Here is a 22,581-nt window from a genome sequence, read left to right as displayed (position 1 = left end):
TAAAAATGAAACATAAAAAATTTATCATAACCGTAGCTGGCTTAATTATCATAGGTGGAATCTTGGCAATCTGGCAATTCACTACCAGCCCGGCAAGCGCGATGATGACAGAAGACGAAGCGCGCGAAAAAGTATCAACACAATTCACTGGAGATATTGTTCAGTTGGAATTAGACGATGAAGATAATAAAAAAGTATATGAAATCGAAATTAAAGGTAGTGACCGCTTTTATGATTTAACCATCGACGCAGAGACTGGCGAGGTCTTAAAACTGGAAGAAAATATGTTCCGAGCAGATCAACAAGAGGCTGCTACAGAAACAGCTAACGACAATAAAGACAACAAAAACGATAATAATGACAATAATAAAGCTGATGAATCAAAACAAGAAGAGCAACAAAAGGAACAGAAAAACAAAAACAATGCCACCGACAAAAAAACACTGTTATCTGCTGACGAGGCTTCTGCCATTGCCTTACAAGAATATGATGGCAAAATTACCGATTTGGAGTTAGACGATGATGATGGTCGTCAATACTACGAAATAGAGATCGTCACCGATGAAGCAGAAATTGATTTAGAAATTGACGCCTATACCGGCGAAATTGTCTCCATTTCTCAAGATTTGAATGATTAAACAGTAAATAGGGATACACTGACTGCGTGTGTCCCTATTTTTTTCTTTTCCAGACACCGCCATAACCAACGGTAAAGCCTGACTTCTCATAAAAATCTGCCCGTCCCTTTTCAAAGGTAGTGGTTACTACCTCTATTTCAGATTGATCAGCTTCTTGTAACAAGGCCTGTACTATCTGTGTTCCAATTCCCTGCCCTTGATAAGAGGGATCCACGATAATATCCTCTAGATAGCCATGTTCTAATGCCATCCCACAGATATAACCGAAACCAATCAAATGACCATGCTGGTCGCGAGCTCCTGCCCAAAAGTTGCAGCGCTCTAATAAATGAGGGTAATCTTGATCTCGCCGTTCCCAGCCGACTCGCTCGCGTAATGCAGGGATTTCATCGTTGGATATCGGCATATTAATGGTAACTTGACAATTCATATCCATCCTCCTCAAGAACACACACTTATACTGGTACAAAAAGCAAATATAAAATAAAAACAGTCATTAAATAGCCTAACGAACTGCCAAACAAGATATTCGCCCACTTAATCAGTGGATCTGCCTTAAATCCGTATAAAGCAATCAACAGCCAAACAGTATTCAACAGCGTAATCAACACGTAAAAGCTCAGAGAAAAACCTTGTACAAGGAATGGTACCAACAATAATAAAGCAATATATACAGCATTACGGCGAATCGTCACTTGGTAACCTTTGACAACCGGCAGCATCTTTAAACCTGCTCGTTTATAGTCATCAAATTTCCGAATCGCAATCGCATAAGTGTGAGGCATTTGCCATAGAAACATGATCACAAACAGAGAAAGTGGTATGGGGTGTATAGCGGAATCAATGACCGCCCATCCCATCAGAGGGGTAACCGCGCCTGAAACACTGCCTACATGCGTATTCCATGTTACGCGCCGTTTTGTCCAAATGGTATAAATAACCACATATGTATACCAGCCAATAAAGCCATAGAGCGCCACTTCTAAATTAATTAACAATAAGACCAATTGTCCTGCACTGCTTAGGATGATTCCAATGATCAAGACCGTACGTAACGACAAAGTTCCAGTGACGGTCGGCCGCTTTTGCGTGCGTTCCATTAGTTTATCTACATCAGCTTCCAGCCAATTATTTAAAGTAAGTGCACCTGCTATAAGCAGCACACTGCCCAGCATTAGTAATACAAATTCCAACCAATAGTCTTGAAAAGCGATGCCATAGTATCGGCTTGCCAGCAAAAACCCAAACAAAGCCGGCAGCACATTGGCAGCTAATACAAATCGCTTAAACAAGCTATTAAATTCCTTTAACCAATTACTCATTCAAAGACTCCTTAATCTATACGCTTAATTGTAATATGCCAGCTTGGCCCTGTACCAATATTATGTGCTTTCGCAAAAGATCCTTGATTAATTGCTACTGCCATATTATCCAATGAGTTCACATAGAGAACACCCTCCCCGATCTGAATCGAAGCAAAGGATCGGCCAAATGTCATACTATTCCGGTATACTCGCCTGATATCATTGGTGATCTCTATTTCAACCGTGTCGCCATAATTAATTCCCAGTGAAAGAAATAATTCGCGGCTAATATTTGTCCATAGATTTCCAAACCGTACATCTAAAATATCAATCGTTCCACTGATCATATTGTCTTGCTTTTTTGGGTCATAAAAGGTCAGCTGTGCCATTTCTTCTATCTTACATTCATGTCCCACCTCTTCGAATTTGATCACCCCGGCAGCTAAACGCGCACCAGTGTATGCATAAATATCCCGGCCATGAAATGTATGGGAAGCACCTGACTTCGGCAAGCGATTTACCTCTTCATCAATCTCTCTGATTTCTTTGATACCCACTTTTTGATGAACATGAGTCAATGTTCCATTATCAGGAGTGACAATATATTGATTATTATTGGTTTTGGCAACAATACTCTTCCGCTCTGATCCGACACCAGGATCGACTACCGAGACAAAAACCGTATGCTCCGGCCAATAACCAACAGTCTGTAATAATCGATAAGAGCCTGCCCAAATATCGAAAGGCGGTATATCATGGGTGTTATCATATATTGGGATGACTTTACTTACATTGTGTGCAACACCTTTCATTGCACTGACTGCTCCATCTTCTAAACCAAAGTCTGATTGTAATACTAACGCGTTCATCATGATGACTGCCCCCTTCTTCACTTATACTCATTATACTATTTTCCATGTCAGAAATGAAAGAAAATCCTATCTGACCTTTTCTTAGACGATAGGGAATGCTCTTACACTGCTTACTGGCTACTTAACCAGCTTTTCTGGCCGCCTTGATGAGTTTAGTGGCCACTTGATAAGTCTTACTGGCCACTCTGCCTTTCAGCAACTAGTATAAACAGCTTATCCTTTTTTTCAAAAGACATACACAAAAAGCCCCTCACACTGAGAGGCTTGATTATAAGTTAAGCTTGTTCCCTTTTGACACGAATCAATTTAAATACCTCCATCAAAACCATACTGCCTAATGCTAAACCAAAAGCAATCAATCCTTCTGTCCATCCGAATTCACTTGGTATATGGAAGATATCACGGGCAAATGGCATAATCGTAAGCAAGTATAGTAAGAAGCCTACTACTACGGCTCCAATTGCATACTTATTCCGAAAGAATCCTGCTCCAATGGCAGTTTGGACATTGGATCTTGCAGGGAAGGTTTGCAGTGTTCTTGAGAGAATCAACGCCGTAAAGGCCATGGCAACTCCCATTTCATCAGAATGCTGCAGACCAATATAATGTGAGGTAATAACTGCTGCCCCGATTAATATTCCCCTAATCACAACTGAACGCAATGTTCCGCCAGCAAAAATACCTTCATCCGTCTGACGCGGCTTACGCTTCATCACATTAGGCTCTGATTTCTCCATACCTAAAGCAATCGCAGGCAAGGAATCATTTACTAAGTTAATAAAGAGCAGCTGCAAAGCCGTAAAAGGGTTGGCCCAATTCATGATAACCGCAAAGACAATCGCAATAATCGCCCCGAGATTGCCTGCGAATAAGTAGGCGATCGCTTTTTTGATATTATCGAAAACAGTACGCCCAACACTTACAGCCTTGACAATCGAGACAAAATTATCATCTGTAAGCACCATGGCAGCGGCATCTTTGGCTACATCGGTTCCGCTTCCCATACCAATACCGATGTCGGCCTGTTTTAATGCCGGTGCATCATTGACTCCATCACCAGTCATTGCCGTAATTTGGTTCTTTCTTTGCCATGCCTTCACAATTCGAATCTTATTCTCAGGCGATACCCTGGCATAGACAGAAATACGTTCCAACTTGGCATCTAATTCTTGATCAGACAGCTGGTCTAGCTCCTTCCCTGTCAAAGCTAAGTCTTTCTCACCCATTAAACCAATATCCCGACCAATCGCTTGAGCTGTAGTTTTATGGTCACCAGTGATCATAACCGGTTTAATTCCGGCTTTACTGGCGTCTTCAATTGCTCCATACACAGCCTCACGCGGCGGATCAATCATAGCCATAAATCCGATAAAGGTGAGTCCTTGCTCATCCTCCAATGTCAAATTATGATCTTCCTGTATTTCCTTATAGGCAAACGCTAGGACGCGTAGTGCTTGATTCGAGTATGCTTCATTTTGGTCAGCTAGCTGTTGCAGCCACTGATCTGTCATTTGCTCAACCTTACCAGATGCAAAAATCGAGTTTGTCCGATCTAATACCACATCAGGTCCGCCCTTCACTAGCATCATCCGTTTTCCATCAATGGTGTGAACAGTTGACATCATCTTACGATCTGAATCAAACGGCAGTTCTGCCTGTCGTTGATAATTCTCACGCAGAGATTGATACGACTCTCCTTGCTTTTCTGTCAAACGAATTAGTGCAATCTCTGTTGGGTCTCCAATCTCACTGCCTTCCTCATTTATATACGAGTCATTACATAAAACAGCAGCCAGCACTAACAGCCGTTCGGATTGATTCCACTCTGTCTGTGTAAATACCTCATTCATTTCCGGTATAAATACTTTAGTTACCGTCATTTCATTTTTTGTCAATGTCCCTGTCTTATCCGTACAGATCACACTGGTTGACCCTAACGTTTCTACTGCCGGCAGACGGCGGATAATGGCATGTTGTTTCGCCATTTTATTGGTACCCACCGACAATACAATCGTAACGATCGATTGCAAAGCTTCTGGTATAGCAGCAACAGCAATTGCTACGGAAAACATTAATGCTTCTAACACCGCTTGAGTCATATCTACTTCAATGTCACTAAACCAAATCCGGCCTACTTGAACAGCAAAAATAAGGATACAGATAAGCAAAATAGCAATGCCCAGCTTTTTACTAAATGAATCAAGCTTGCGTTGCAGTGGTGTTTGCTTCTGTTCTGCCGTTTCAATCATTTCGGCAATCTTACCTATTTCCGCTTTCTCACCCGTAGCAGTGACTACGAAAGCAGCCCGGCCATTAACTACAAGTGAACTGGAAAAGACCATATTGACTTGGTCACCAATCGAGACTTCTTCTGCAATAGGGTCGGTTATTTTATCCACTGCATTAGACTCACCAGTTAACATGCCTTCATTGACCTTAAAGGATTCGGCCTCAATCAAACGCCCATCTGCAGGTATGTAGTCTCCTGCTTCCAGCAATACAATATCTCCAGACACTAATTCTCGGGCCATTACCACTTGATTTGTTCCATCCCTGATTACCTTTGCCTCTGGTGCAGACATATCTCGCAATGCCTCTAAAGAACTTTCTGCCTTTTTCGTTTGGATAACACTGATCACCGAATTTAATAAAATAACAATAAAGATAATGATCGATTCTATCATTTCCCCAAGCAAAAGCTGAACCAAGGCTGCCGCTAACAGCACAATAACCATCGCATCTTTAAAGGTTTCCAAAAATATTTTCCAAGTAGGCACCTTTTCACGATCTGCTATTTCATTGTAGCCTTCTTGCTCAAGTCTTTGTTTTACCCGATCATTAGATAGTCCCGATCGTTGATCTACTTCCCATTGCTTTAGTATTTCTTCTTTTGTACGTTGATAGGTTGCCAAAAACTTCCGCCTCCTAGTTGAAATAGCTTTTCTATCACTTATCAATCATACTACAACTTCCATGAATGGAAATTATCCTCTATGATTGTTATACCCATATTTAACCTTAAAAAGACGAAATTAGCCAACAATAAACTGATTTTTTTTGAAATCCTTTTGGTGAATCCTCCCTAGAACTTAGGTATAATATAGAGACACTTATGTATAGAAAGTAGCTGATAACGCAATGCAATTAGAAATTAATAAGACTTCCTTACCCGTATTCTCTGCCTTAGCAAGTGAGGTAAGACTCGAAATCATTCAATTACTATCGAAAAACAAAATGAATATTAAGGAGCTATCTGCTGTCCTAGGAATTAGCAGCCCGATTGTCAAAAAACATGTCGAAAAGCTAGAAGAAGCTGGTATTATTCGTACCGAGAAAATCCCTGGCAAGTCTGGATTACAACGAATCTCCATCTTGAAGGTTGATCATATTGAAGTCAATTTCCCGAAAAAAATTTATCATTCTTTTGCTACTTACGAAACATCGATCCCTATCGGCCATTTCACCGATTATCAAGTCAAACCGACATGTGGGCTAGCTACAAGTAAAGATTTTATTGGGCCTGTTGATCAAACGAAATATTTTATGGATCCACAACGTATGCAAGCAAGTATTCTTTGGTTTACCCAAGGATTTATTGAATATAAGACGCCTAATTATTTACAAGAAGCTGATCAATTGCAGCAATTGGAGATAAGCTTTGAGATTGGTTCTGAATTTCCTTTTTCTAATGACGTCTGGCCTTCTGATATTACCTTTTCGCTTAATGACCAAGAGTTAGGGACATGGCAAAGCCCCGGGGATTATGCAGATATAAGAGGAATGTATACACCAGAATGGTGGCCGGATAATCTAAATCAATATGGTTTATTGAAAACGATCCGGATTACTTCCCATGGTACCTATATGGATGGTGAACCATTATCAGATGTAACGATCGCTGATTTAGATACTGGGATCGACTTGTGGAAACTGCGTATGGAAGTAAAAGAAGAGGCGGAACATGTTGGAGGGTTGACTTTATTTGGCCGTCACTTTGGCAATCATGATCAAGATATTAATGTGAAGCTTTATTATATTTAGCATTTACAACTGGAAAAACATAAGGAGGCTATCCATTGAATAGAATTATCTTAATTGGCTCAGGCGGAGCGGGGAAGTCTACCCTTGCCCGTCAATTGGCTCAAACATTGGAGCTGCCTATGTATCATTTAGACGCCTTATTTTGGAAACCTAATTGGCAGCCTGTTGACAAAGAAAAACAGATAAAAGTGCAGCATGATTTGACCAAACAACCTAAATGGATTATAGATGGGAATTATGGAAGCACTGTTGATATTCGACTTCAGGCAGCCGATACAGTAATTTTTCTCGATATGCCACGGACGCTCTGCCTCTATCGTGCCATAAAAAGAAGAATTCAGTATCGGCGTACTTCAAGACCCGATATGGGAGCAGGCTGTTCAGAAAAGCTGGATATAGCCTTTCTGCGCTGGATATGGAATTTTCCTAAGCAAAAAAGTCCGGAACTTTATCAAAAAATAAATCGCTTTGCTCATGAAAAACAAGTCATTATCTTAAAGTCACCGAAACAGGTGCAGCAATTTTTGAAGCAGGTTTCAAGCTCAAAATAAAGGATAATAGGTATCTGCGAGCAAAAGTTCTACAGTTTCCCAGCAAGTTAAAAAACCTCATCTCAACATGAGGTTTCTTTGCCATGCGTTTATCGTAATTCATAAAAACTTTCTTGCCCTAAATGACGAACATACTTGTTCGCTAAAGATTCCAAATCATTAGATTCTTCTAAGGAAAGCCATTCATTCTCTTTACCGCCTGTATATTTCCTTTGCTCGACTTGGAATGTTCTTGTGTGCTTATCTATTAATGTAAAACACAACTCTGTATGATATGTTTTGTATTTTGGATCAGATAAGGCCTCTACAATCACCGGATTTTCATTAAATGGCATTGGATTCTCATAGGTATAAATAAAGACGGTATTCTTTTTCACATCTAACTTAAAATCTCTAATTGGACTGTTTTCCTCCATACATTGCTGCAACAGGTTTATTTCCTCATTTGTAATGCTTTTTGTCGATTTCTTAGTTAAAAAAACCCGTCCATTGGGATGTTCATAGATTTCATAACCTTCAGGGATACTAGTAACTTCTGTATTCTGATCTTCTTTCTTAAAGTAATAGCTCGGATTGCCCTTTTTAGTTTGGCGGACATGTAAATAATACACATCACCACGAAAATTCGTATATTGGACTGTCATTATTACACCACCCTTAACTTTCTCTTGTATTTTGCAAATCTATTACTTAAGACCCTCATTATCGGCTGGCACTTTATCCTTTTCTCAATCAGCCACACATAGTTGTACTGCATGATAAGTTTTATTAATCAGCAACGGAAAAAGTACCTATTATCGAAAGTCTCCTTTATAGTGTAACAAAAATCTCCTCAAAGTAAAACTTATTAACGGTCTAAGAGACTGCTGCTTTTTCTCTATTTTCTGTCATCTCGGATATATCGACAATTTCCCAGGAAATAATATAGAGATTATTACCTCTGTTAGTGAAATACATAACATTTTGAGCATTTCTCATACTTCTATAGAACAGAATCGGGTATAATAAGTGTAACACAACCTCAAATTGGGAATACATTTATAGAACACATGAAAAGGCAAAAGAAAACATACTTTTTATGGAAACGATCACTTGCTAAGTTTCATTCACCTATTAGCAGGGAAAACTTTTACAAAGGGAAGTTTATTTTAGAAAGGAGCTGCTGTGATTGGAAATCAAAGTTTCAGATGAAGCTATTGCATGGTTTAAAGATGAGGTAGAATTAAGTGAAGGAGATACAGTGAAATTCCAAGCAAAATATGGAGGACACAGTCCAATACACGAGGGATTCTCACTTGCCTTTGCATTAAATGAACCATCAAAAGAATCTATTGTTGCGAGAGAAAAGGATGGAATTACATTCTTTATTGATGAAACAGATGCTTGGTACTTTAAAGGCTACAATCTGATTGTTGGTTATGATGAAGAAAAAGATGAAGTAGCCTATGAATATGAAGAAGATAGTAGTAACTAGAACAAACTATACTTAAATTTTCCTATCCAAAGACTGCGAGAAAACAAACCAGCTTCATATAAAATCAGGGACTGCTCCATCCATACATTGGGACAGTCTCTGATTTTTTTGTAAGAAGCAAGAAACATGAAAGATGAAAGAGGATGGAAGCGGAGAGAAGTCGACTCCCGCGAGAAAGGCGGAAAGCATCGGGTAAAAACGTAACAACTGGACCGAAAAAACGGAGATAAAAGAATCACGATGAATGTATGAATTGATGATGACTTTCACCCAAAGGTATAAGGGCGACTAAGCCCCTTACTTCGTCAATCAGCAAGTCTTCTTTATCGTAAGGCGCTGTCGGGAAGTTGTCTAGTTTTTGACGCTTGTAGCCTGACAAGGGAATAGCATGAGCGGAAGATCCACTTGAAAAAGTGTTCTTCTTTTTCAAGTTAGTTGAAGCCATGCCAGGTGGCATAGAAAACACTGTGAAAGTGTTTTTTGCTTGAACAGATGTTGTACTTGTACTCTTGAGTGAAAGCGACTTCTCGCAGCGGACATCTATCTTAAGCTAAAAGGTAAAGGACCAAATGCTCTTCTTGGTTTTTCTAATAAAAAATGCAACATACAAAATCATCAGTCCTTCTTTGAGCCAATCACATTATTATTCTGTTAGATTGTGTTATTATTAGATTAATTGTGAAAAACAGAGGCTGAGGAGGGATTATGTCCATGGATACGCAAGAGTTCCGTCAAGCAATGGGGACATTTGCAACTGGTATTACCGTTGTCACATCTAAGCTTGGCGATCATACACACGGTATGACCGTAAACGCATTTATGTCAGTTTCATTAGACCCAAAATTAATTACGATCGCCCTTGATCATAAAACAAAATTCTACCAGCACGCAAACAAATTAGAACGCATTGGAGTTAGTATTCTGCGCGAAGAACAAGAAGAAGTGTCCCGTATTTTTGCGAAACAATTAAAGAAATCATACAATGACTTTTCTGAACTGGATGGCATTCCGGTAATTGGCAACGCCTTAACCACACTCGCTTGTACAGTGGTCAATACGGTACAGGCAGGAGACCACTTATTGGTGATTGCAGAAGTAAATGACATGGTAGTTACCGATGGGAAGCCATTATTATATTATCATAGTGCTTATCGAACCATAATGGAATAATAGACTGATCGGAGCTTACCCAATGAGATTATTAGCTATCCTGCAAAAAAGCGCATCCTTACCAAAAAAAGAAGCACTTTTTTGGCTAAACCGTGTTAGTATGCGTGACACGCTAGTTTATTTGTTTTTATTATTTTTCATCGTTTTTTTACCTAATGTCATCCTGCTCATCCTTCGATATGAAGCAGGCTTATCTCATATATCATATAGTCAGTACTTGCTGCAAATTATTGTTTTTTATCCTTTTTTCACCATGTTCCTAGTGGTGGCAAGCATCTCCTTATTAGCATTAGGGGCTTGGTTATGGCGAACCTTGTTACGGCGAAAACTGGCCTACCAGCAGCTGTGGAAAATGACAGGTTTTGCCTTACTGTGGCCATTGCTGCTTTATCAGCTCCTAACCTTTCTGCCTATATTAGATGGCTTTGGTATGTCAGCTGCCTTGCTTTATTTCTTGCTTGTTCGAATGATTATGGTCTATCCAGCTAAAAAATCATAATGAGATTTCCTAAAAGTGCGTGTTCAAAAAATTCGATAACAAGGACCAAGAAATTCAAGGCGGCGCAGCCTTTGAGCAAACGATCTTGCACGCAGAAAAAGCGACCTTCTTTTTCAAGGAACGGAGCGTATGCTTTTAATACGTGAGTAGTGGACTTACATAGGAAGTGTTGACTTCGGCGTTACCCACACGATGTGGGTGAAGTTCCTCTATTGCCAACGCAGAAATTCGCCGTGTCATTTTTGTTGGACTTTTTGAACATCTTCTAAAAAAGAAACAGCTAAGACCATATTGGTCCTAGCTGTTAATCATATCACGGACTTTTGCTACTTCTTCATCTGGAACAACATAATAATAGATACCGCCAATCGTCGTTCCTGACCCTTCCATTAAATAACTAGTAACATTCCTTCGTGTGTCTCTATACCCGTTAAGTAAAGTTTTCATATCATCAAAATCCAAGCTTGTTGCCATGTTGTTACCCATAATATCAATTAATTCGTTGACCTTTGTAACGTTTGCCACATTAGCCCCTTCATTAATGATCCCTTGCATTACCTTACGCTGCCGTTCCGTTCGGCCGAAATCACCTGATGGATCCTGCTTTCTCATTCGAACAAAGGCAAGTGTTTTTTCACCATCCATTTCAACAGGGCCTTTGGTAAAATGATACTTCCCATCTTCCCATTCAATTTCATTATCCACTGTTATTGTACCTAGTTCGTCTACTAGTTCTTTTAAACCATTCATATTAATACGGACAAAATAATCCATCTCTACGCCTAGAAAATCTTGTACGGTTTGTACAGCCATATCTGCCCCGCCAAATGCATAGGCATGATTAATCTTATCCTCGCCTCTTCCAGAGATAACCGTTCTTGTATCTCGGGGAATACTGATTAATTGCATTTCATCTATTTCCGGTTTCAAGGATAGAACCATCATTGCATCCGAGCGGCCAGCATCGTTATCTTCTTGATCGACACCTAATAATAAAATATTAAGCGGCTCCCCACTTGCTGCCCTTTCTTTTGATCTATCCATATCAATTGCCTCTAAAGGATCATGCATTTTGGAATCAAATGCATCTTCCACATTATTTATAATAGACCAAGCATAAATACCGACTGCTAAAATTAAGGCAAAAATGATAATAAGCGGCGTTAGTATCCACCATTTTTTTGACTTTTTACCCTTTCTGCTCTTAGACCTTGTTTCAGCCATTCCTCAACATCCTATCTATTTTTTCTCATTCTCTCTAACCACCACATTATACCACAACCTTCTAATGATTAGTATGTTAGTTTGGTTAATTTTCAGATATTTTCACAAAATATAGTGTTTTTCCAAGAAATTTGTCAATGCAGGCGTCGTACGACCTATGTTCTTTTTTCCTAGATAAAGTGAAACTTCATTCAGTGGGGGTTTTTCGACGCACAGGACGTGCTAGTGCAGACGTTGCAAACTTAGTCTGCTTTCTGCTTTCATCCCCCACTGAATGTTAGTTAAGCCAACCGGGCCGTTACTGGTTGTAAGACTCCCACTTAGAAATGACGTGCTTTCTTATTTCTTAAAGTGCCAGTCACACTGCAATAAAGCATGCTAATTATCAGTGGAGGGAGCCCCCACTGATAAAAAATCTTTCTTATTATAGCGACACCCAGCTTTTATCAGCTGCAGATCGTTCAATTGCTGCTAATACCTTCTGATTGCGCACACCATCTTCAAAATTCGGAACTGCTTGACGATCTTCTGCTATACTCCTGAAAAATTCATCCATTAAATTAATAAAGCTATGTTCATAGCCAATAATATGTCCTGCTGGCCAATAGGCACCTGCATATGGGTGTACCTCTTCAGTGCAGTTAATTACCCGGAAACCTTGTAAGCCCTCTTCGTCATCTGCAAAGTAGACTTCCAATGTATTCATATTTTCCATATCCCATCGTACAGAGCCTTTCTCCCCATTAATCTCAAACTTATTCTTATTCCGGTTACCACCAGCAAAACGAGTCGCTTCAAATACACCAAAGGTTCCAGTCTCGAATCTTGCCAGAAAAGCAACAGCGTCATCGACAGTTACTTCCCCCATCGCTTGATCACTTCCACCCGTTTTTGCGCTTAGTCCACCGGTCATACCGCCTAAAGGACGCTGTTTGATAAAGGTTTCCGTCATAGCTGTCAACTCCTTAAACTCTCCAATGAGAAAACGAGCCAGATCAATACTATGTGCTCCAATATCGCCTAATGCTCCAGATCCAGAAACTTCTTTTTTTAAACGCCAGACAAGTGGAAAATTCGGATCCATAATAAAATCTTGCAGATAATTCGCCCGGAAATGATAGATATGGCCTAATTTGCCTTCTGTAATCAGTTGTTTAACATACTGTACTGCTGGTACAAAGCGATAATTATGACAAATCATATGTTTCACTTGATTACGTTCAACAGCTTCCAGCATTCGCTCTGCTTCCTCTACCGTTAATGCCAGCGGCTTCTCGGTAATAATATGTTTTCCTGCTTCAGCTGCCGCAATAGCAATCTCAGCATGGGTATGATTTGGTGTTACAATATCAATGACATCCACATCATCCCGCTCCACTACTTTGCGCCAGTCTGTTTCATAAGATTGCCACCCCATTGTATCCATAGCATCTTTTACAGCTTCTTCCTTCCGCCCTGCAATAACTGTTAATTCAGGGGCAAGTGGGTTATCAAAATAAAAGGGTAAATCGCGATAGGCATGGCTATGTGCTTTCCCCATAAACTGATAACCAATCATACCAATACGGATTTTCTCTTTACTCTTCATATTAACAACACCAACCTTTGGTAAAATTTAGAATGTTTGATTTACAAAAGCGGCAGGCCGCTGACAGCTGCTCGAAAGAATGACGTGTTTTTGCTCATTGGAGGATTGATAAACACCATGCATCATTTCTAACACATGATAAGCTAGTGCACCCTCAACCCGCGATTTCTTCTGCTCTTGAATAGCAGCAACCATTTCTGCAACACCAAGCCCTCGGCTGTTGCCAACATATCCATCAATTAGAGGTACTTCTTCCCATTGCTGCTGGTTCTTCTTTTTTAAATAAACTGGGCCGCCAAATGTATTCGGATCAGGGACAGAAATCGTTCCTTCCGTTCCATAAATTTCAATGTGTGGCAGCTGGTGAGACTGGACATCAAAACTCATAATCATCGAAACTACCGTCCCATTCTCGAAATCAATTACACTATTAATCTGTGTTGGCACCTCTACCGCTATCTTTTCTCCATATTTCGGCTGACTGGTAATCGTTCGCTCTGGACGGCTAATTCTGGCAGATCCGGTCACTCGGGCTGCCGGGCCGAGTAAATGAATCAGAGCGGTTAAATAATAAGGCCCCATATCAAACATTGGACCGCCTCCATGTTTATAATAAAAGGCCGGATCAGGGTGCCAGTTCTCATGTCCTGCTCCCATCATAAAAGCGGTTGCCGATAAAGGTTCTCCTATCGCCCCTTCATCCAATAATTTCCTCACAGTCTGAATCCCCGCCCCTAATGATGTATCAGGTGCATTACCAACATACAGTCCTTTATCATGAGAAAGTGCCAATATTCTTTCACCATCTGCTAATTCAACGGCTAATGGTTTCTCACCATATACATGTTTTCCTTTGTTCAACGCCTGACATGCAATATCTGCATGAGCAGCTGGGATCGTCAAATTAATCACTAACTCGATCTCTGGGTCATTTAATAATTCTTCCGTCGTATATGCCTTCGGAATTCCATACTCTTTTGCACGCTCTTGTGCCCTTTCCAGCACCAGATCCGAAACAGCTTCAATCGTATAGTTATGGAAAACAGCTGCATTCTCCAGATAAATTTTGCTAATGTTGCCACAGCCAATAATTCCTACCTTCATAGGCTGCCTCCTTCCATTCCATGATTGTTATTATCTGCTCGCCCATTTCATACCATTGCGCATTAATTGGCGTACTTCTGGCATCTGAACAATTTCTGCCACATGCCCTAAACCACAATAATAAACATTGCCTTTGCCCCATTTTTTTGTCCATACGACAGGCATATCCACCTCGCCATTGCTTTCGTATGATCCTTCAGCTACCGGGAATCTTGTTGTTGCATAGACCTTTACTGCGGGATCGACATGCATATAATACTGTTCTGATACTACGGTAAAGTCTGTCATTCCCTTTGTTAAAGGATGGTCATCATCAAGAATATGGACTTGGTACTCTACACCATCATTGCCTGGATGTGCGACCCATTGTCCGCCAACCATAAATTGATAGTCTACTTCATTTCGGAAAGAATCACCCATACCGCCATGTAATCCTGCTAAGCCTGTTCCAGCTGCCACCGCATTTAGTAACGGCTGAAGCTGTTCCTGTTCAATCGTTCCTTGTGTCCAGTTAGGAACGATCAAATCATATGACGTTAAATCATCTTCTGCTAATGTTTGCAATGTATCCGTTATTTTCACTTGAAAGTCTTCTTCTTTTAAAATACCCGCCAGGATGTGAGCAACCTTCACTGGTTCATGCCCTTCCCAGCCACCTTGAAAAATTAATGCCTTTTTCAACATGATCCCTCCATTATTACATATCATCTAATTATAGATATTACTGACTTTATCTTGTATTTTTATGCTTTGATCCTTTGCCAGCTAGGGATCACAAGCCAACTAAACTGCTAGCAAAAGAATTTGTACCTCATTAACTAGGTCCAAACAGTATGGAAATTTTATTATGTAGCAGTAATGTTATGTAAAGAAAGTTAAAAACCTTATAAATGAAGCAAAACACCTGCATCATTTTTGTTACTAGTAAAATCATTTGATAACACAGACTTTGTTATCGTTTTCATTCCCTTTTTTCTATCCCTCCTTTCTGCAATGCTTATTCCCAATAACGGTTGATATTCCTCTTGTGCTTTAAAGTATATCAAGAAAAAAGCAAAACTTCCAATATGTAAGGACTGGGATAATATACAATGTACGAACATACATAATTATTTTTTCTGTATATCACCAGATCTGCAAATCAAAAGTTTTATATTATAAAACTAAATTTTATATTATTGACACATAAACGTGTTATCTTTATACTTAATATTAAATGAATGAAAACGCTTTAAGGAAAGGTGCGGTCTTATGGATAAATTAGCCCATTTGATGCAGGACGATGAAAACATTTATGATATTAAAACAGTCGCAAGGGGTCCGATCGGTAAATTGCCTTTAACTGATCAGATGCTCAGGAAATCCCCAAGCGGAGATTTATTTGGACTTTCACAAAATGTCGGAATGGGTTGGAGTCCAAATAAATTAGATGGTAAGCAAATTTTATTGTTAAGTACACAAGGCGGATTAAAAGATGAGCAAGGTAATCCGCTGGCATTAGGTTACCATACGGGGCATTGGGAAGTGGATCTTTTAATGAAAGAAGCCGCAAACGAAATTAGCCAGCACGCCGGCATACCTTTTGCTGCTTATGTTAGTGATCCGTGTGACGGCAGATCCCAAGGGACAAGCGGAATGTTTGATTCTTTTCCATATCGCAATGATGCTGCTGTCGTGTACCGTCGTTTAATTCGTTCTTTACCTACCCGCGATGCGGTACTAGGCATTGCTACTTGTGATAAAGGGCTGCCAGCGATGATGATTGCCTTAGTTTCTATGCATGATTTACCTGTTGTTATCGTACCCGGCGGTGTAACATTACCACCATTATACGGGGAAGACGCTGGGAAAGTACAGACTATTGGTGCCAGATATGCTAATGACGAATTATCGTTAGAAGAGGCAGCAGAACTTGGCTGCATGGCATGTGCAACCCCTGGCGGAGGCTGTCAGTTCCTTGGTACAGCTGCCACAGCACAAGTGGTAGCGGAAGCTTTAGGCATCACGGTTCCCCATGCCGCCCTTGCTCCATCAGGACAAAAGGTTTGGAAGGAAATGGCTCGACAGTCTTCTAGAGCGATTATTCTTATGGAGGAAAAATCACTGACAACAAAAGACATTGTTACTGATGATGCTATTTATAATGCTATGGTAGTGCATGCTGCATTTGGCGGCTCTACCAATCTATTACTGCATATCCCTGCTATTGCACATGCAGCCAAATGCAGGATACCTTCACTGGAAGATTGGCACCAAATCAATAAAGAAACACCTCGACTAGTTAGTGTGCTGCCAAATGGCCCAATTCCACATCCGACCATTCGCGCCTATCTAGCTGGAGGAGTTCCTGAGGTAATGCTACACTTGCGTGATTTAGGGTTATTAAGGGAAAATGTAATGACCGTTACTGGTCACACGCTGAAAGAGAATTTAGACTGGTGGGAGCAATCCGAACGCCGTCAAAAAATGAAACAACAGTTGAAAGAGGCGGATCAAATTGAGGCAGATGAAGTGATTATGTCAAAAGAAAAGGCAAAACAACGCGGTTTAACTTCCACCGTAACGTTCCCTACTGGTAATATTGCTCCTGAGGGAGCCGTCATTAAATCAACATCTATCGATCCTTCAAGATTAGATAAAAATCAAATATACTACCATAAAAGTGAAGCAAAGGTGTTCACCAGTGAAGCCAGCGCCATCGAGGCGATTAAAACGAGACAAATAAAAAAAGGCGATATTATGGTACTGATTGGCTGTGGGCCATTAGGTACAGGCATGGAGGAAACCTATCAGGTTACATCTGCACTAAAACACTTATCTTATGGTAAATATGTAACATTAATTACTGATGCTCGCTTTTCAGGTGTGTCCACTGGTGCCTGTATTGGCCATGTCGGATCAGAAGGATTAGCGGGCGGTCCAATTGGCAAACTTCAAGATGGAGATCTAATAGAAGTACGAATCGATGCTAAGAAATTGGAAGGTTCTATTCATTTTGTAGGAAAGCCAGGACAAGAAATTTCCCCTGAAGAAGGGACTCACCTCCTTGCTTCGAGACAGATTAATACAGCTATGAAACCGTCAGATCAGCTTCCTGATGATACACGTCTCTGGGCCGCTCTACAAAAAGTCAGCGGCGGAACATGGAAAGGCAGTGTATATGATGTTGATCGTATTATCGAGGTATTAGAGGCTGGTGAAAGGGCATTAGGAACCTCTCATTAATATAGTAAAGAACGAAAAGCGCCCTTTTAAAAACATAGAGATTAGAGCGTCACAACGGAAATAAAAGAAAACACGACGACGGAAGGAGTCGATGTGGACTTATCGTAGGGCGTGTCGTGAAATCTCTAATGTGTGGCTCTTGGAGCTGGACAAGGCTATTCTGAATAAGAATGAACGCATGAAAAATCATATACTTTCTGACCATATCAAAAAGGCTGTAAACCATTATCCATCACATTCCTGTGACTTATTTTTGGTTACAGCCTTGACTTTCTAATTAAAAATATCCACCTTCCAGGATAGAGATAAACCCTAACAGACCTCCCCAATGATAAAATCTATCACTTGTGTTGACATCACATCCAATTCCTGTGTCCGCATTGTAATTTTCATGTACATGCCCTTTATCTAACCATTCATGTAATAATAGTTTCCGAGATTGATCTACTAAATCTTTTCTAGCTTTATCTAACGTATAATTTTGCATACCTGTATAAACCAAGAAGTTTAATGGCGGCCAAATTCTGCCTCGCCAATATTCTTGCTCCTTGTATGCTGCATCATTTCTAGCAATCGACGGCATTACCCACTCACCGTAAAATTCATTTTCATTAAAATAATGTTCATCAATAATCCGTTCTGCTTGTTTCTTAGTTGCCACATTACCTAATAAAACGTAAAAATTCGTTGGTGAAATACGATCACTAAATTGTTTTTCCAAAGTTAATTTATTATAAAAGAAACCACGCTTTTCATCCCAGAGCTCTTGCATATTATGTTTGAATTGTTTCGCTCTTTCCTCAAAAGTTTCTGCTTCTTCATTGCGCTGTAAAAACCTGCATATCTCAGCTAGTTTGCCGCAATCCATGATATACAAACTATTTAACCCAACGTCATGCATTTCCATCAGATGAGTTGATTTATTAAAAGGGACCCCATCATACATCGGAGTGTTATCCAGACCGGATTCTAATGCTCCGCCAAAAATATCGTTAATTCCTGCTGTTTCCCAATAATTACTATACATTGGCTGATATGGATTCGAACCCCAGGATAATAAATCTCCATTTAATCGATTAGTATACCACCAGTTATTCCAATCGATTAAATCATCTATTACTTCCTCTAACAGCCATTTATCCTTGTATTTGCTGTACAGTCTTTCTATAACCAATGATCCTACTGGTGGCTGTGAGCGATCATAACTTTTAAAGCCATTTCCCCAAGCACAGTTGGGAACAAAACCATTCGGTGTTTTCTCTTTAGTTATCTCGATAGCATTTGCATAGGCTAAATCTTTATTATCCATTGCTGCCATATAAGCAACGAAGTAGTTATCCCAACAAAATAAGGCATATCCGCCATGTGTAACATTCCAATTTCGCGAAACGGGGGTTATTACTCTGTGATGTTGCGGATCATAAATAGTATCCCAAGCTATACAGGTTTGTATGGCTTCATACACATGTGCTAAATGATCATATGTCTCTATATGTTCCAAATGTTTTAATTTTTGATCATTAATAATACCTGTTAAAGCCTCTAAATCTAATTTTTCTCCAATTGATATACCTATTGCTTCATCCAGCCTAATAGCAAAAAAAGGGTTACCCGTTGGAATATTTTTTTCATAAACTTCGCTTCCGATAAAAAATACTTGTTTGTTATTTTGGGATGAGTACCAGCCAATTGCATCACCTTGTCTTTTTACATATCCCTCTTTATTCCAAAGAATGCCTGCCTCAGCTATCAGGGTGGGAGTTTTCAGGGGTAACCTTACTGGGGTTATTAAAATAACCAGCCCCTTTTTACTGTGAGCCGTTTCTACCTTGATATGAATCCCCTTCCATTCCACCATAACAGACGTATAACTCCCATCATATGCATGTAGACCTGGAATAGCTCTTTCAGCTTCCTTTTCCATTCTTCCAAATAATATGTCCTTCAAATAATCTCCGTTAGAATATTCTTTCAAACCTAAGTTAATACAGAATCCATCTGGTAATAATACGTGGGACAAAATACTGCTTGTATTCCAGGTGTTCCATCCATTCATTAATTGATCTTTTAACGACTGATAGTGCCTTGACATACCTTAACCACTCCCTGTTATTGCTAACGTTGATTATTCATCACCCAACTCCTGCAAAAATTGATAACTTTTAAGAATTGCCTCATCCCCGCCAATTTCTAAAGTGGTATGGCCATTAAATCCATGTACTTGTAATTCTCTATAAATAGCTGCAATATCAATCACACCTGAACCTAATGCAATATTGCTCATACCGCAGCCAAATTTTTTTCCGCGCTGCTTCTCCATTTCTTTCGGCAGATCCTTCCAATGTACATGCTTTATTTTATTTGGGAATTTTCGAATAATCTCAAGCGGATCGGTCCCACCTAGCCAACTATTACCAGTATCCAGATTTAAAGCTAAATTATCCGGGTCATTCAATCCATGTACTATTTTTTCAAGACCTGAAATAGAGTCAGTAAGTTCTCCATGTGGTTCCAAAAGTAAGGTAACGCCAAAGTCTGCAGCCATTCGCAAAGGTTCTTGCAGTTTCTCCATAACCATAAACACTTTTTGATCTTCGGTCAAATTAACAGCAAAATCAGTTTCAGGCTCTCCCTCCGTTGTAATCACATATTCAATATTAATGGCTGCAGCTGCACGTATGGCTTTGCATATTTGACTTGTGCCATATCTCCATGGCGCCGAAGGATCAAGTAAATTAGCATGGGCACAGTAACTAGTGATGGTTAGTCCTCTCTCGGCAAACTTTCTTTTTAAATCGAAGGGATTTCCATCAAGGCTTGCTGTAGCAGCAAAACCAAACTCTGTTCCTAACTGAGCTCCATCTCGATTGTCCGTAATATCCGCATAACGAAACCCAAGTTTTTTAATTCTGTCTAATTGATGTTCTAATACAGTAAATGGATCAATTAATGCGAAGCAGCCTACTGTCATTGTCATATTAACGTCCTCCAGTACTATTTATCTTATTGTTGAATAGATCTGAAAAATGTTGATTCCATTGTCCGTCATGTATAAACAGAGAATAATTTAGATGCAGCGTCTCTCCCATTCGTAAATTCAATGGTTGGTCAAATAAAATGGCTGCTGATAAAAATTGCATGTCTTTATAATCATAAGTTAACTTCTTTGATGGAAATCTAATGTTTTGATTACTTTCGATTAAGCAGATACCTGCCCACAAATCTTTGGTAAAGCCGTCTAATTTACCAGAATAATCACACCATTTAAACTTCTTCGCAAAGGCAACATCTGCCGTAAACTCACCTAAATCTGCTGTAATAACAGGATTTAAAAAATTCCGATTTAATCTGCAAGATAATCCGGCATATCCTCCCCATGGAGCTTTCACTGTATTTTTTGTTCGATCCAGCATAACATCTTGCTCAATCGGTTGAAACGCTGCTTCCCAATCAATAAAATAACCGTCCTTCGATTTTTCGATATGAATTTTTCGATGTTCGTTTAATAATTTGTTACCTGTTTGATCTATATAGACTAACCCTTGTTCAAAACCTATATCTTTGTTAATTGGAGTGAAATATTCCGATATTATTTTATTTTGCTCCCCGTGATAAGCAGCCTCCCAAAAATTAAAACCGTTTATATATTTCCATGAAAAGAATAAACCAGGATGCCACGGGTGATCCCAAGGCCGATAAAGTGTGATTAGATGACCATTAAATGTTTTCACTAATCGAAAAGCTGGATTGATATCTTCTGGTTCATTAAACACATACTCTAGTAAAGTCTCATCATTATATTTCACCTCCCATAGTCCTGCGTTTTCACAATGTGACGAATGCAAGGTCATAAGCCTCTCCCCTTTTTTAGACATTTACATTTTTATGTTTGTTACTAGATTCATACATCATTTCTACAAGCCGAATCGTTTTGCTTGCCTCTATCCCATCTGTTTCAGGTCTCTTCACTGATTTAATACTTTCATAAAAGTGAAGTATTTGATTGGTTTGTGGATGTTGATGTAGTTTTTTGGCATATTGATTACTATCTACTTTTTCATATTTCTCCTTGTCTTTTCTTGTCTCGGAGCAAATCCATAAACCACGCTCATTCTGATATTCGCCAAAAAACAGAGTACCTTGATCTCCATACACATATAACACCTCATGTTCAGGGGGGTTATATGGGGTATATCCTGTGAACAAATGTCCAATAGCACCATTCCTAAACTTCAGCTGGCACATCGCCCAATTCTCAGCCTTATTAGTAGACCAATCATCTGTATACAATGCTTGGGTAAATATCTCTGTTACCTCTCCTATAATAAAGCGCAAAGCATCTACATTATGAATAGCTAAACTAGTAATAGCACCTCCACCAGCTAATTCTCCGTTGTAAATCCAACTTCCTTTTGGAAAAGAATCTCGGAAATTAAGCAGCCATTCTGTACGAACCGCTTGGATCTTGCCAAGTTCACCCGATTGTATAATCTTTTTTGCAGCTATACACCAAGGGGTGTAACGCCAATTTTGAGCAATCATAAGTGTTCGATTATTGGCTTCAGCAGCTTCTATCATGTTGGAACATTCTTGACTAGTCCGAGCCATAGGTTTTTCTACTAGAACATGTTTGCCATTATTCAACGCCTGGATAGCTAATGGTTCATGCAAATGATGAGGTACAGCTAAAATCACAGCATCCATTTCTCCATTAGCAAAAAAATCGTTAATACTAGAAAATGTAGGATACGTACCACTCCAATTATTTAATTTGGATTCATCAGCATCACAAACTGCTGTTAGTTCCATTATTTCAGAATGATTTTCGATCGCTTGTATATGTTGTTGTCCAGGCCATCCTAAACCTACTAAACCAAATTTCATCATATCT

At 39.6% G+C, this 22,581-nt stretch carries 20 protein-coding genes; 7 read left to right on the top strand and 13 right to left on the bottom strand.

What is annotated here, in order from left to right:
• The first annotated feature begins 5 nt into the window (after positions 1–5).
• Positions 6–638, top strand: a complete 633-nt coding sequence (locus JOD18_RS13250) for a PepSY domain-containing protein (RefSeq protein WP_204669520.1) — start codon at positions 6–8, stop codon at positions 636–638.
• Between the two features lie 34 nt (positions 639–672).
• Here JOD18_RS13250 and JOD18_RS13245 read toward each other — a convergent pair whose 3' ends face one another.
• The 4 genes from JOD18_RS13245 to JOD18_RS13230 form a co-directional block, all read right to left on the bottom strand.
• Positions 673–1,068, bottom strand: a complete 396-nt coding sequence (locus JOD18_RS13245) for a GNAT family N-acetyltransferase (protein WP_204669519.1) — start codon at positions 1,066–1,068, stop codon at positions 673–675.
• A 25-nt stretch (positions 1,069–1,093) separates the two neighbouring features.
• Positions 1,094–1,960, bottom strand: coding sequence for a heme o synthase (gene cyoE / locus JOD18_RS13240; RefSeq protein WP_204669518.1), 867 nt, complete (start codon positions 1,958–1,960; stop codon positions 1,094–1,096).
• 11 nt (positions 1,961–1,971) lie between these two features.
• Entirely contained in the window at positions 1,972–2,814 is an 843-nt protein-coding gene (locus tag JOD18_RS13235) for an SAM hydrolase/SAM-dependent halogenase family protein (protein WP_204669517.1), read from the bottom strand.
• Between the two features lie 275 nt (positions 2,815–3,089).
• A complete protein-coding gene (locus tag JOD18_RS13230) occupies positions 3,090–5,726 on the bottom strand; it encodes a cation-translocating P-type ATPase (RefSeq protein WP_204669516.1) in 2,637 nt (878 codons plus the stop codon).
• A gap of 226 nt (positions 5,727–5,952) precedes the next feature.
• Here JOD18_RS13230 and JOD18_RS13225 point away from each other — a divergent pair, with 226 nt between their 5' ends.
• Positions 5,953–6,855, top strand: a complete 903-nt coding sequence (locus JOD18_RS13225) for an ArsR/SmtB family transcription factor (RefSeq protein WP_204669515.1) — start codon at positions 5,953–5,955, stop codon at positions 6,853–6,855.
• Between the two features lie 35 nt (positions 6,856–6,890).
• The gene (locus JOD18_RS13220) at positions 6,891–7,406 is read left to right on the top strand and encodes a DNA topology modulation protein (RefSeq protein WP_204669514.1); all 516 of its coding nucleotides are present in this window, start codon (positions 6,891–6,893) and stop codon (positions 7,404–7,406) included.
• An 89-nt stretch (positions 7,407–7,495) separates the two neighbouring features.
• On the opposite strand, the gene JOD18_RS13215 is transcribed toward JOD18_RS13220, so the two are convergent.
• The gene (locus JOD18_RS13215; RefSeq protein WP_204669513.1) at positions 7,496–8,050 is read right to left on the bottom strand and encodes a hypothetical protein; all 555 of its coding nucleotides are present in this window, start codon (positions 8,048–8,050) and stop codon (positions 7,496–7,498) included.
• A 524-nt stretch (positions 8,051–8,574) separates the two neighbouring features.
• Here JOD18_RS13215 and JOD18_RS13210 point away from each other — a divergent pair.
• From JOD18_RS13210 to JOD18_RS13200, 3 genes are all read left to right on the top strand, one after another.
• Entirely contained in the window at positions 8,575–8,880 is a 306-nt protein-coding gene (locus tag JOD18_RS13210) for a HesB/YadR/YfhF family protein (RefSeq protein WP_204669512.1), read from the top strand.
• 711 nt (positions 8,881–9,591) lie between these two features.
• On the top strand, positions 9,592–10,050 hold the full coding sequence (locus JOD18_RS13205) for a flavin reductase family protein (protein WP_204669511.1): 459 nt from the start codon (positions 9,592–9,594) through the stop codon (positions 10,048–10,050).
• A 22-nt stretch (positions 10,051–10,072) separates the two neighbouring features.
• Positions 10,073–10,549: a DUF1189 family protein gene (locus tag JOD18_RS13200; RefSeq protein ID WP_204669510.1), complete on the top strand. Its 477-nt coding sequence runs from the start codon at positions 10,073–10,075 to the stop codon at positions 10,547–10,549.
• Between the two features lie 297 nt (positions 10,550–10,846).
• On the opposite strand, the gene JOD18_RS13195 is transcribed toward JOD18_RS13200, so the two are convergent.
• The 4 genes from JOD18_RS13195 to JOD18_RS13180 form a co-directional block, all read right to left on the bottom strand.
• Complete coding sequence (locus JOD18_RS13195; protein WP_204669509.1) at positions 10,847–11,773, bottom strand: LCP family glycopolymer transferase; 927 nt, start codon at positions 11,771–11,773, stop codon at positions 10,847–10,849.
• Positions 11,774–12,197: 424 nt separating this feature from the next.
• Positions 12,198–13,361, bottom strand: a complete 1,164-nt coding sequence (locus JOD18_RS13190; protein ID WP_204669508.1) for a Gfo/Idh/MocA family protein — start codon at positions 13,359–13,361, stop codon at positions 12,198–12,200.
• Positions 13,362–13,388: 27 nt separating this feature from the next.
• The gene (locus JOD18_RS13185) at positions 13,389–14,465 is read right to left on the bottom strand and encodes a Gfo/Idh/MocA family protein (protein ID WP_204669507.1); all 1,077 of its coding nucleotides are present in this window, start codon (positions 14,463–14,465) and stop codon (positions 13,389–13,391) included.
• 30 nt (positions 14,466–14,495) lie between these two features.
• Entirely contained in the window at positions 14,496–15,149 is a 654-nt protein-coding gene (locus JOD18_RS13180) for a ThuA domain-containing protein (protein WP_338029541.1), read from the bottom strand.
• A gap of 567 nt (positions 15,150–15,716) precedes the next feature.
• Here JOD18_RS13180 and JOD18_RS13175 point away from each other — a divergent pair.
• Positions 15,717–17,690 carry a YjhG/YagF family D-xylonate dehydratase gene (locus JOD18_RS13175; protein WP_204669505.1) on the top strand — a complete coding sequence of 658 codons (1,974 nt, stop codon included), beginning with the start codon at positions 15,717–15,719 and terminating at the stop codon, positions 17,688–17,690.
• Positions 17,691–17,967: 277 nt separating this feature from the next.
• On the opposite strand, the gene JOD18_RS13170 is transcribed toward JOD18_RS13175, so the two are convergent.
• The 4 genes from JOD18_RS13170 to JOD18_RS13155 are packed head-to-tail and all read right to left on the bottom strand — an operon-like array spanning position 17,968 to position 22,577.
• Positions 17,968–19,782, bottom strand: a complete 1,815-nt coding sequence (locus JOD18_RS13170) for an MGH1-like glycoside hydrolase domain-containing protein (protein ID WP_204669504.1) — start codon at positions 19,780–19,782, stop codon at positions 17,968–17,970.
• Positions 19,783–19,815: 33 nt separating this feature from the next.
• Positions 19,816–20,667, bottom strand: a complete 852-nt coding sequence (locus tag JOD18_RS13165) for a sugar phosphate isomerase/epimerase family protein (protein ID WP_204669503.1) — start codon at positions 20,665–20,667, stop codon at positions 19,816–19,818.
• A 1-nt stretch (position 20,668) separates the two neighbouring features.
• Complete coding sequence (locus tag JOD18_RS13160; protein ID WP_204669502.1) at positions 20,669–21,541, bottom strand: DUF6807 family protein; 873 nt, start codon at positions 21,539–21,541, stop codon at positions 20,669–20,671.
• A gap of 16 nt (positions 21,542–21,557) precedes the next feature.
• Entirely contained in the window at positions 21,558–22,577 is a 1,020-nt protein-coding gene (locus JOD18_RS13155) for a Gfo/Idh/MocA family protein (protein WP_204669501.1), read from the bottom strand.
• Between the last annotated feature and the right edge of the window lie 4 nt (positions 22,578–22,581).

Source organism: Gracilibacillus alcaliphilus, assembly GCF_016909015.1.
Taxonomy (GTDB): Bacteria; Bacillota; Bacilli; order Bacillales; family Amphibacillaceae; genus Gracilibacillus; species Gracilibacillus alcaliphilus.
Note: the sequence above shows the minus strand (reverse complement) of the source record. Positions and strands in the feature narration are given on the sequence as shown.

What these genes read in the sequence shown, in the direction of transcription:
- JOD18_RS13250 (WP_204669520.1), top strand. Translation starts at nt 6, where the DNA reads ATGAAACATAAAAAATTTATCATAACCGTAGCTGGCTTAATTATCATA.
- JOD18_RS13245 (WP_204669519.1), bottom strand. Translation starts at nt 1,068, where the DNA reads ATGAATTGTCAAGTTACCATTAATATGCCGATATCCAACGATGAAATC.
- cyoE (WP_204669518.1), bottom strand. Translation starts at nt 1,960, where the DNA reads ATGAGTAATTGGTTAAAGGAATTTAATAGCTTGTTTAAGCGATTTGTA.
- JOD18_RS13235 (WP_204669517.1), bottom strand. Translation starts at nt 2,814, where the DNA reads ATGATGAACGCGTTAGTATTACAATCAGACTTTGGTTTAGAAGATGGA.
- JOD18_RS13225 (WP_204669515.1), top strand. Translation starts at nt 5,953, where the DNA reads ATGCAATTAGAAATTAATAAGACTTCCTTACCCGTATTCTCTGCCTTA.
- JOD18_RS13215 (WP_204669513.1), bottom strand. Translation starts at nt 8,050, where the DNA reads ATGACAGTCCAATATACGAATTTTCGTGGTGATGTGTATTATTTACAT.
- JOD18_RS13205 (WP_204669511.1), top strand. Translation starts at nt 9,592, where the DNA reads ATGGATACGCAAGAGTTCCGTCAAGCAATGGGGACATTTGCAACTGGT.
- JOD18_RS13200 (WP_204669510.1), top strand. Translation starts at nt 10,073, where the DNA reads ATGAGATTATTAGCTATCCTGCAAAAAAGCGCATCCTTACCAAAAAAA.
- JOD18_RS13195 (WP_204669509.1), bottom strand. Translation starts at nt 11,773, where the DNA reads ATGGCTGAAACAAGGTCTAAGAGCAGAAAGGGTAAAAAGTCAAAAAAA.
- JOD18_RS13190 (WP_204669508.1), bottom strand. Translation starts at nt 13,361, where the DNA reads ATGAAGAGTAAAGAGAAAATCCGTATTGGTATGATTGGTTATCAGTTT.
- JOD18_RS13185 (WP_204669507.1), bottom strand. Translation starts at nt 14,465, where the DNA reads ATGAAGGTAGGAATTATTGGCTGTGGCAACATTAGCAAAATTTATCTG.
- JOD18_RS13180 (WP_338029541.1), bottom strand. Translation starts at nt 15,149, where the DNA reads ATGTTGAAAAAGGCATTAATTTTTCAAGGTGGCTGGGAAGGGCATGAA.
- JOD18_RS13175 (WP_204669505.1), top strand. Translation starts at nt 15,717, where the DNA reads ATGGATAAATTAGCCCATTTGATGCAGGACGATGAAAACATTTATGAT.
- JOD18_RS13170 (WP_204669504.1), bottom strand. Translation starts at nt 19,782, where the DNA reads ATGTCAAGGCACTATCAGTCGTTAAAAGATCAATTAATGAATGGATGG.
- JOD18_RS13165 (WP_204669503.1), bottom strand. Translation starts at nt 20,667, where the DNA reads ATGACAATGACAGTAGGCTGCTTCGCATTAATTGATCCATTTACTGTA.
- JOD18_RS13160 (WP_204669502.1), bottom strand. Translation starts at nt 21,541, where the DNA reads ATGACCTTGCATTCGTCACATTGTGAAAACGCAGGACTATGGGAGGTG.
- JOD18_RS13155 (WP_204669501.1), bottom strand. Translation starts at nt 22,577, where the DNA reads ATGATGAAATTTGGTTTAGTAGGTTTAGGATGGCCTGGACAACAACAT.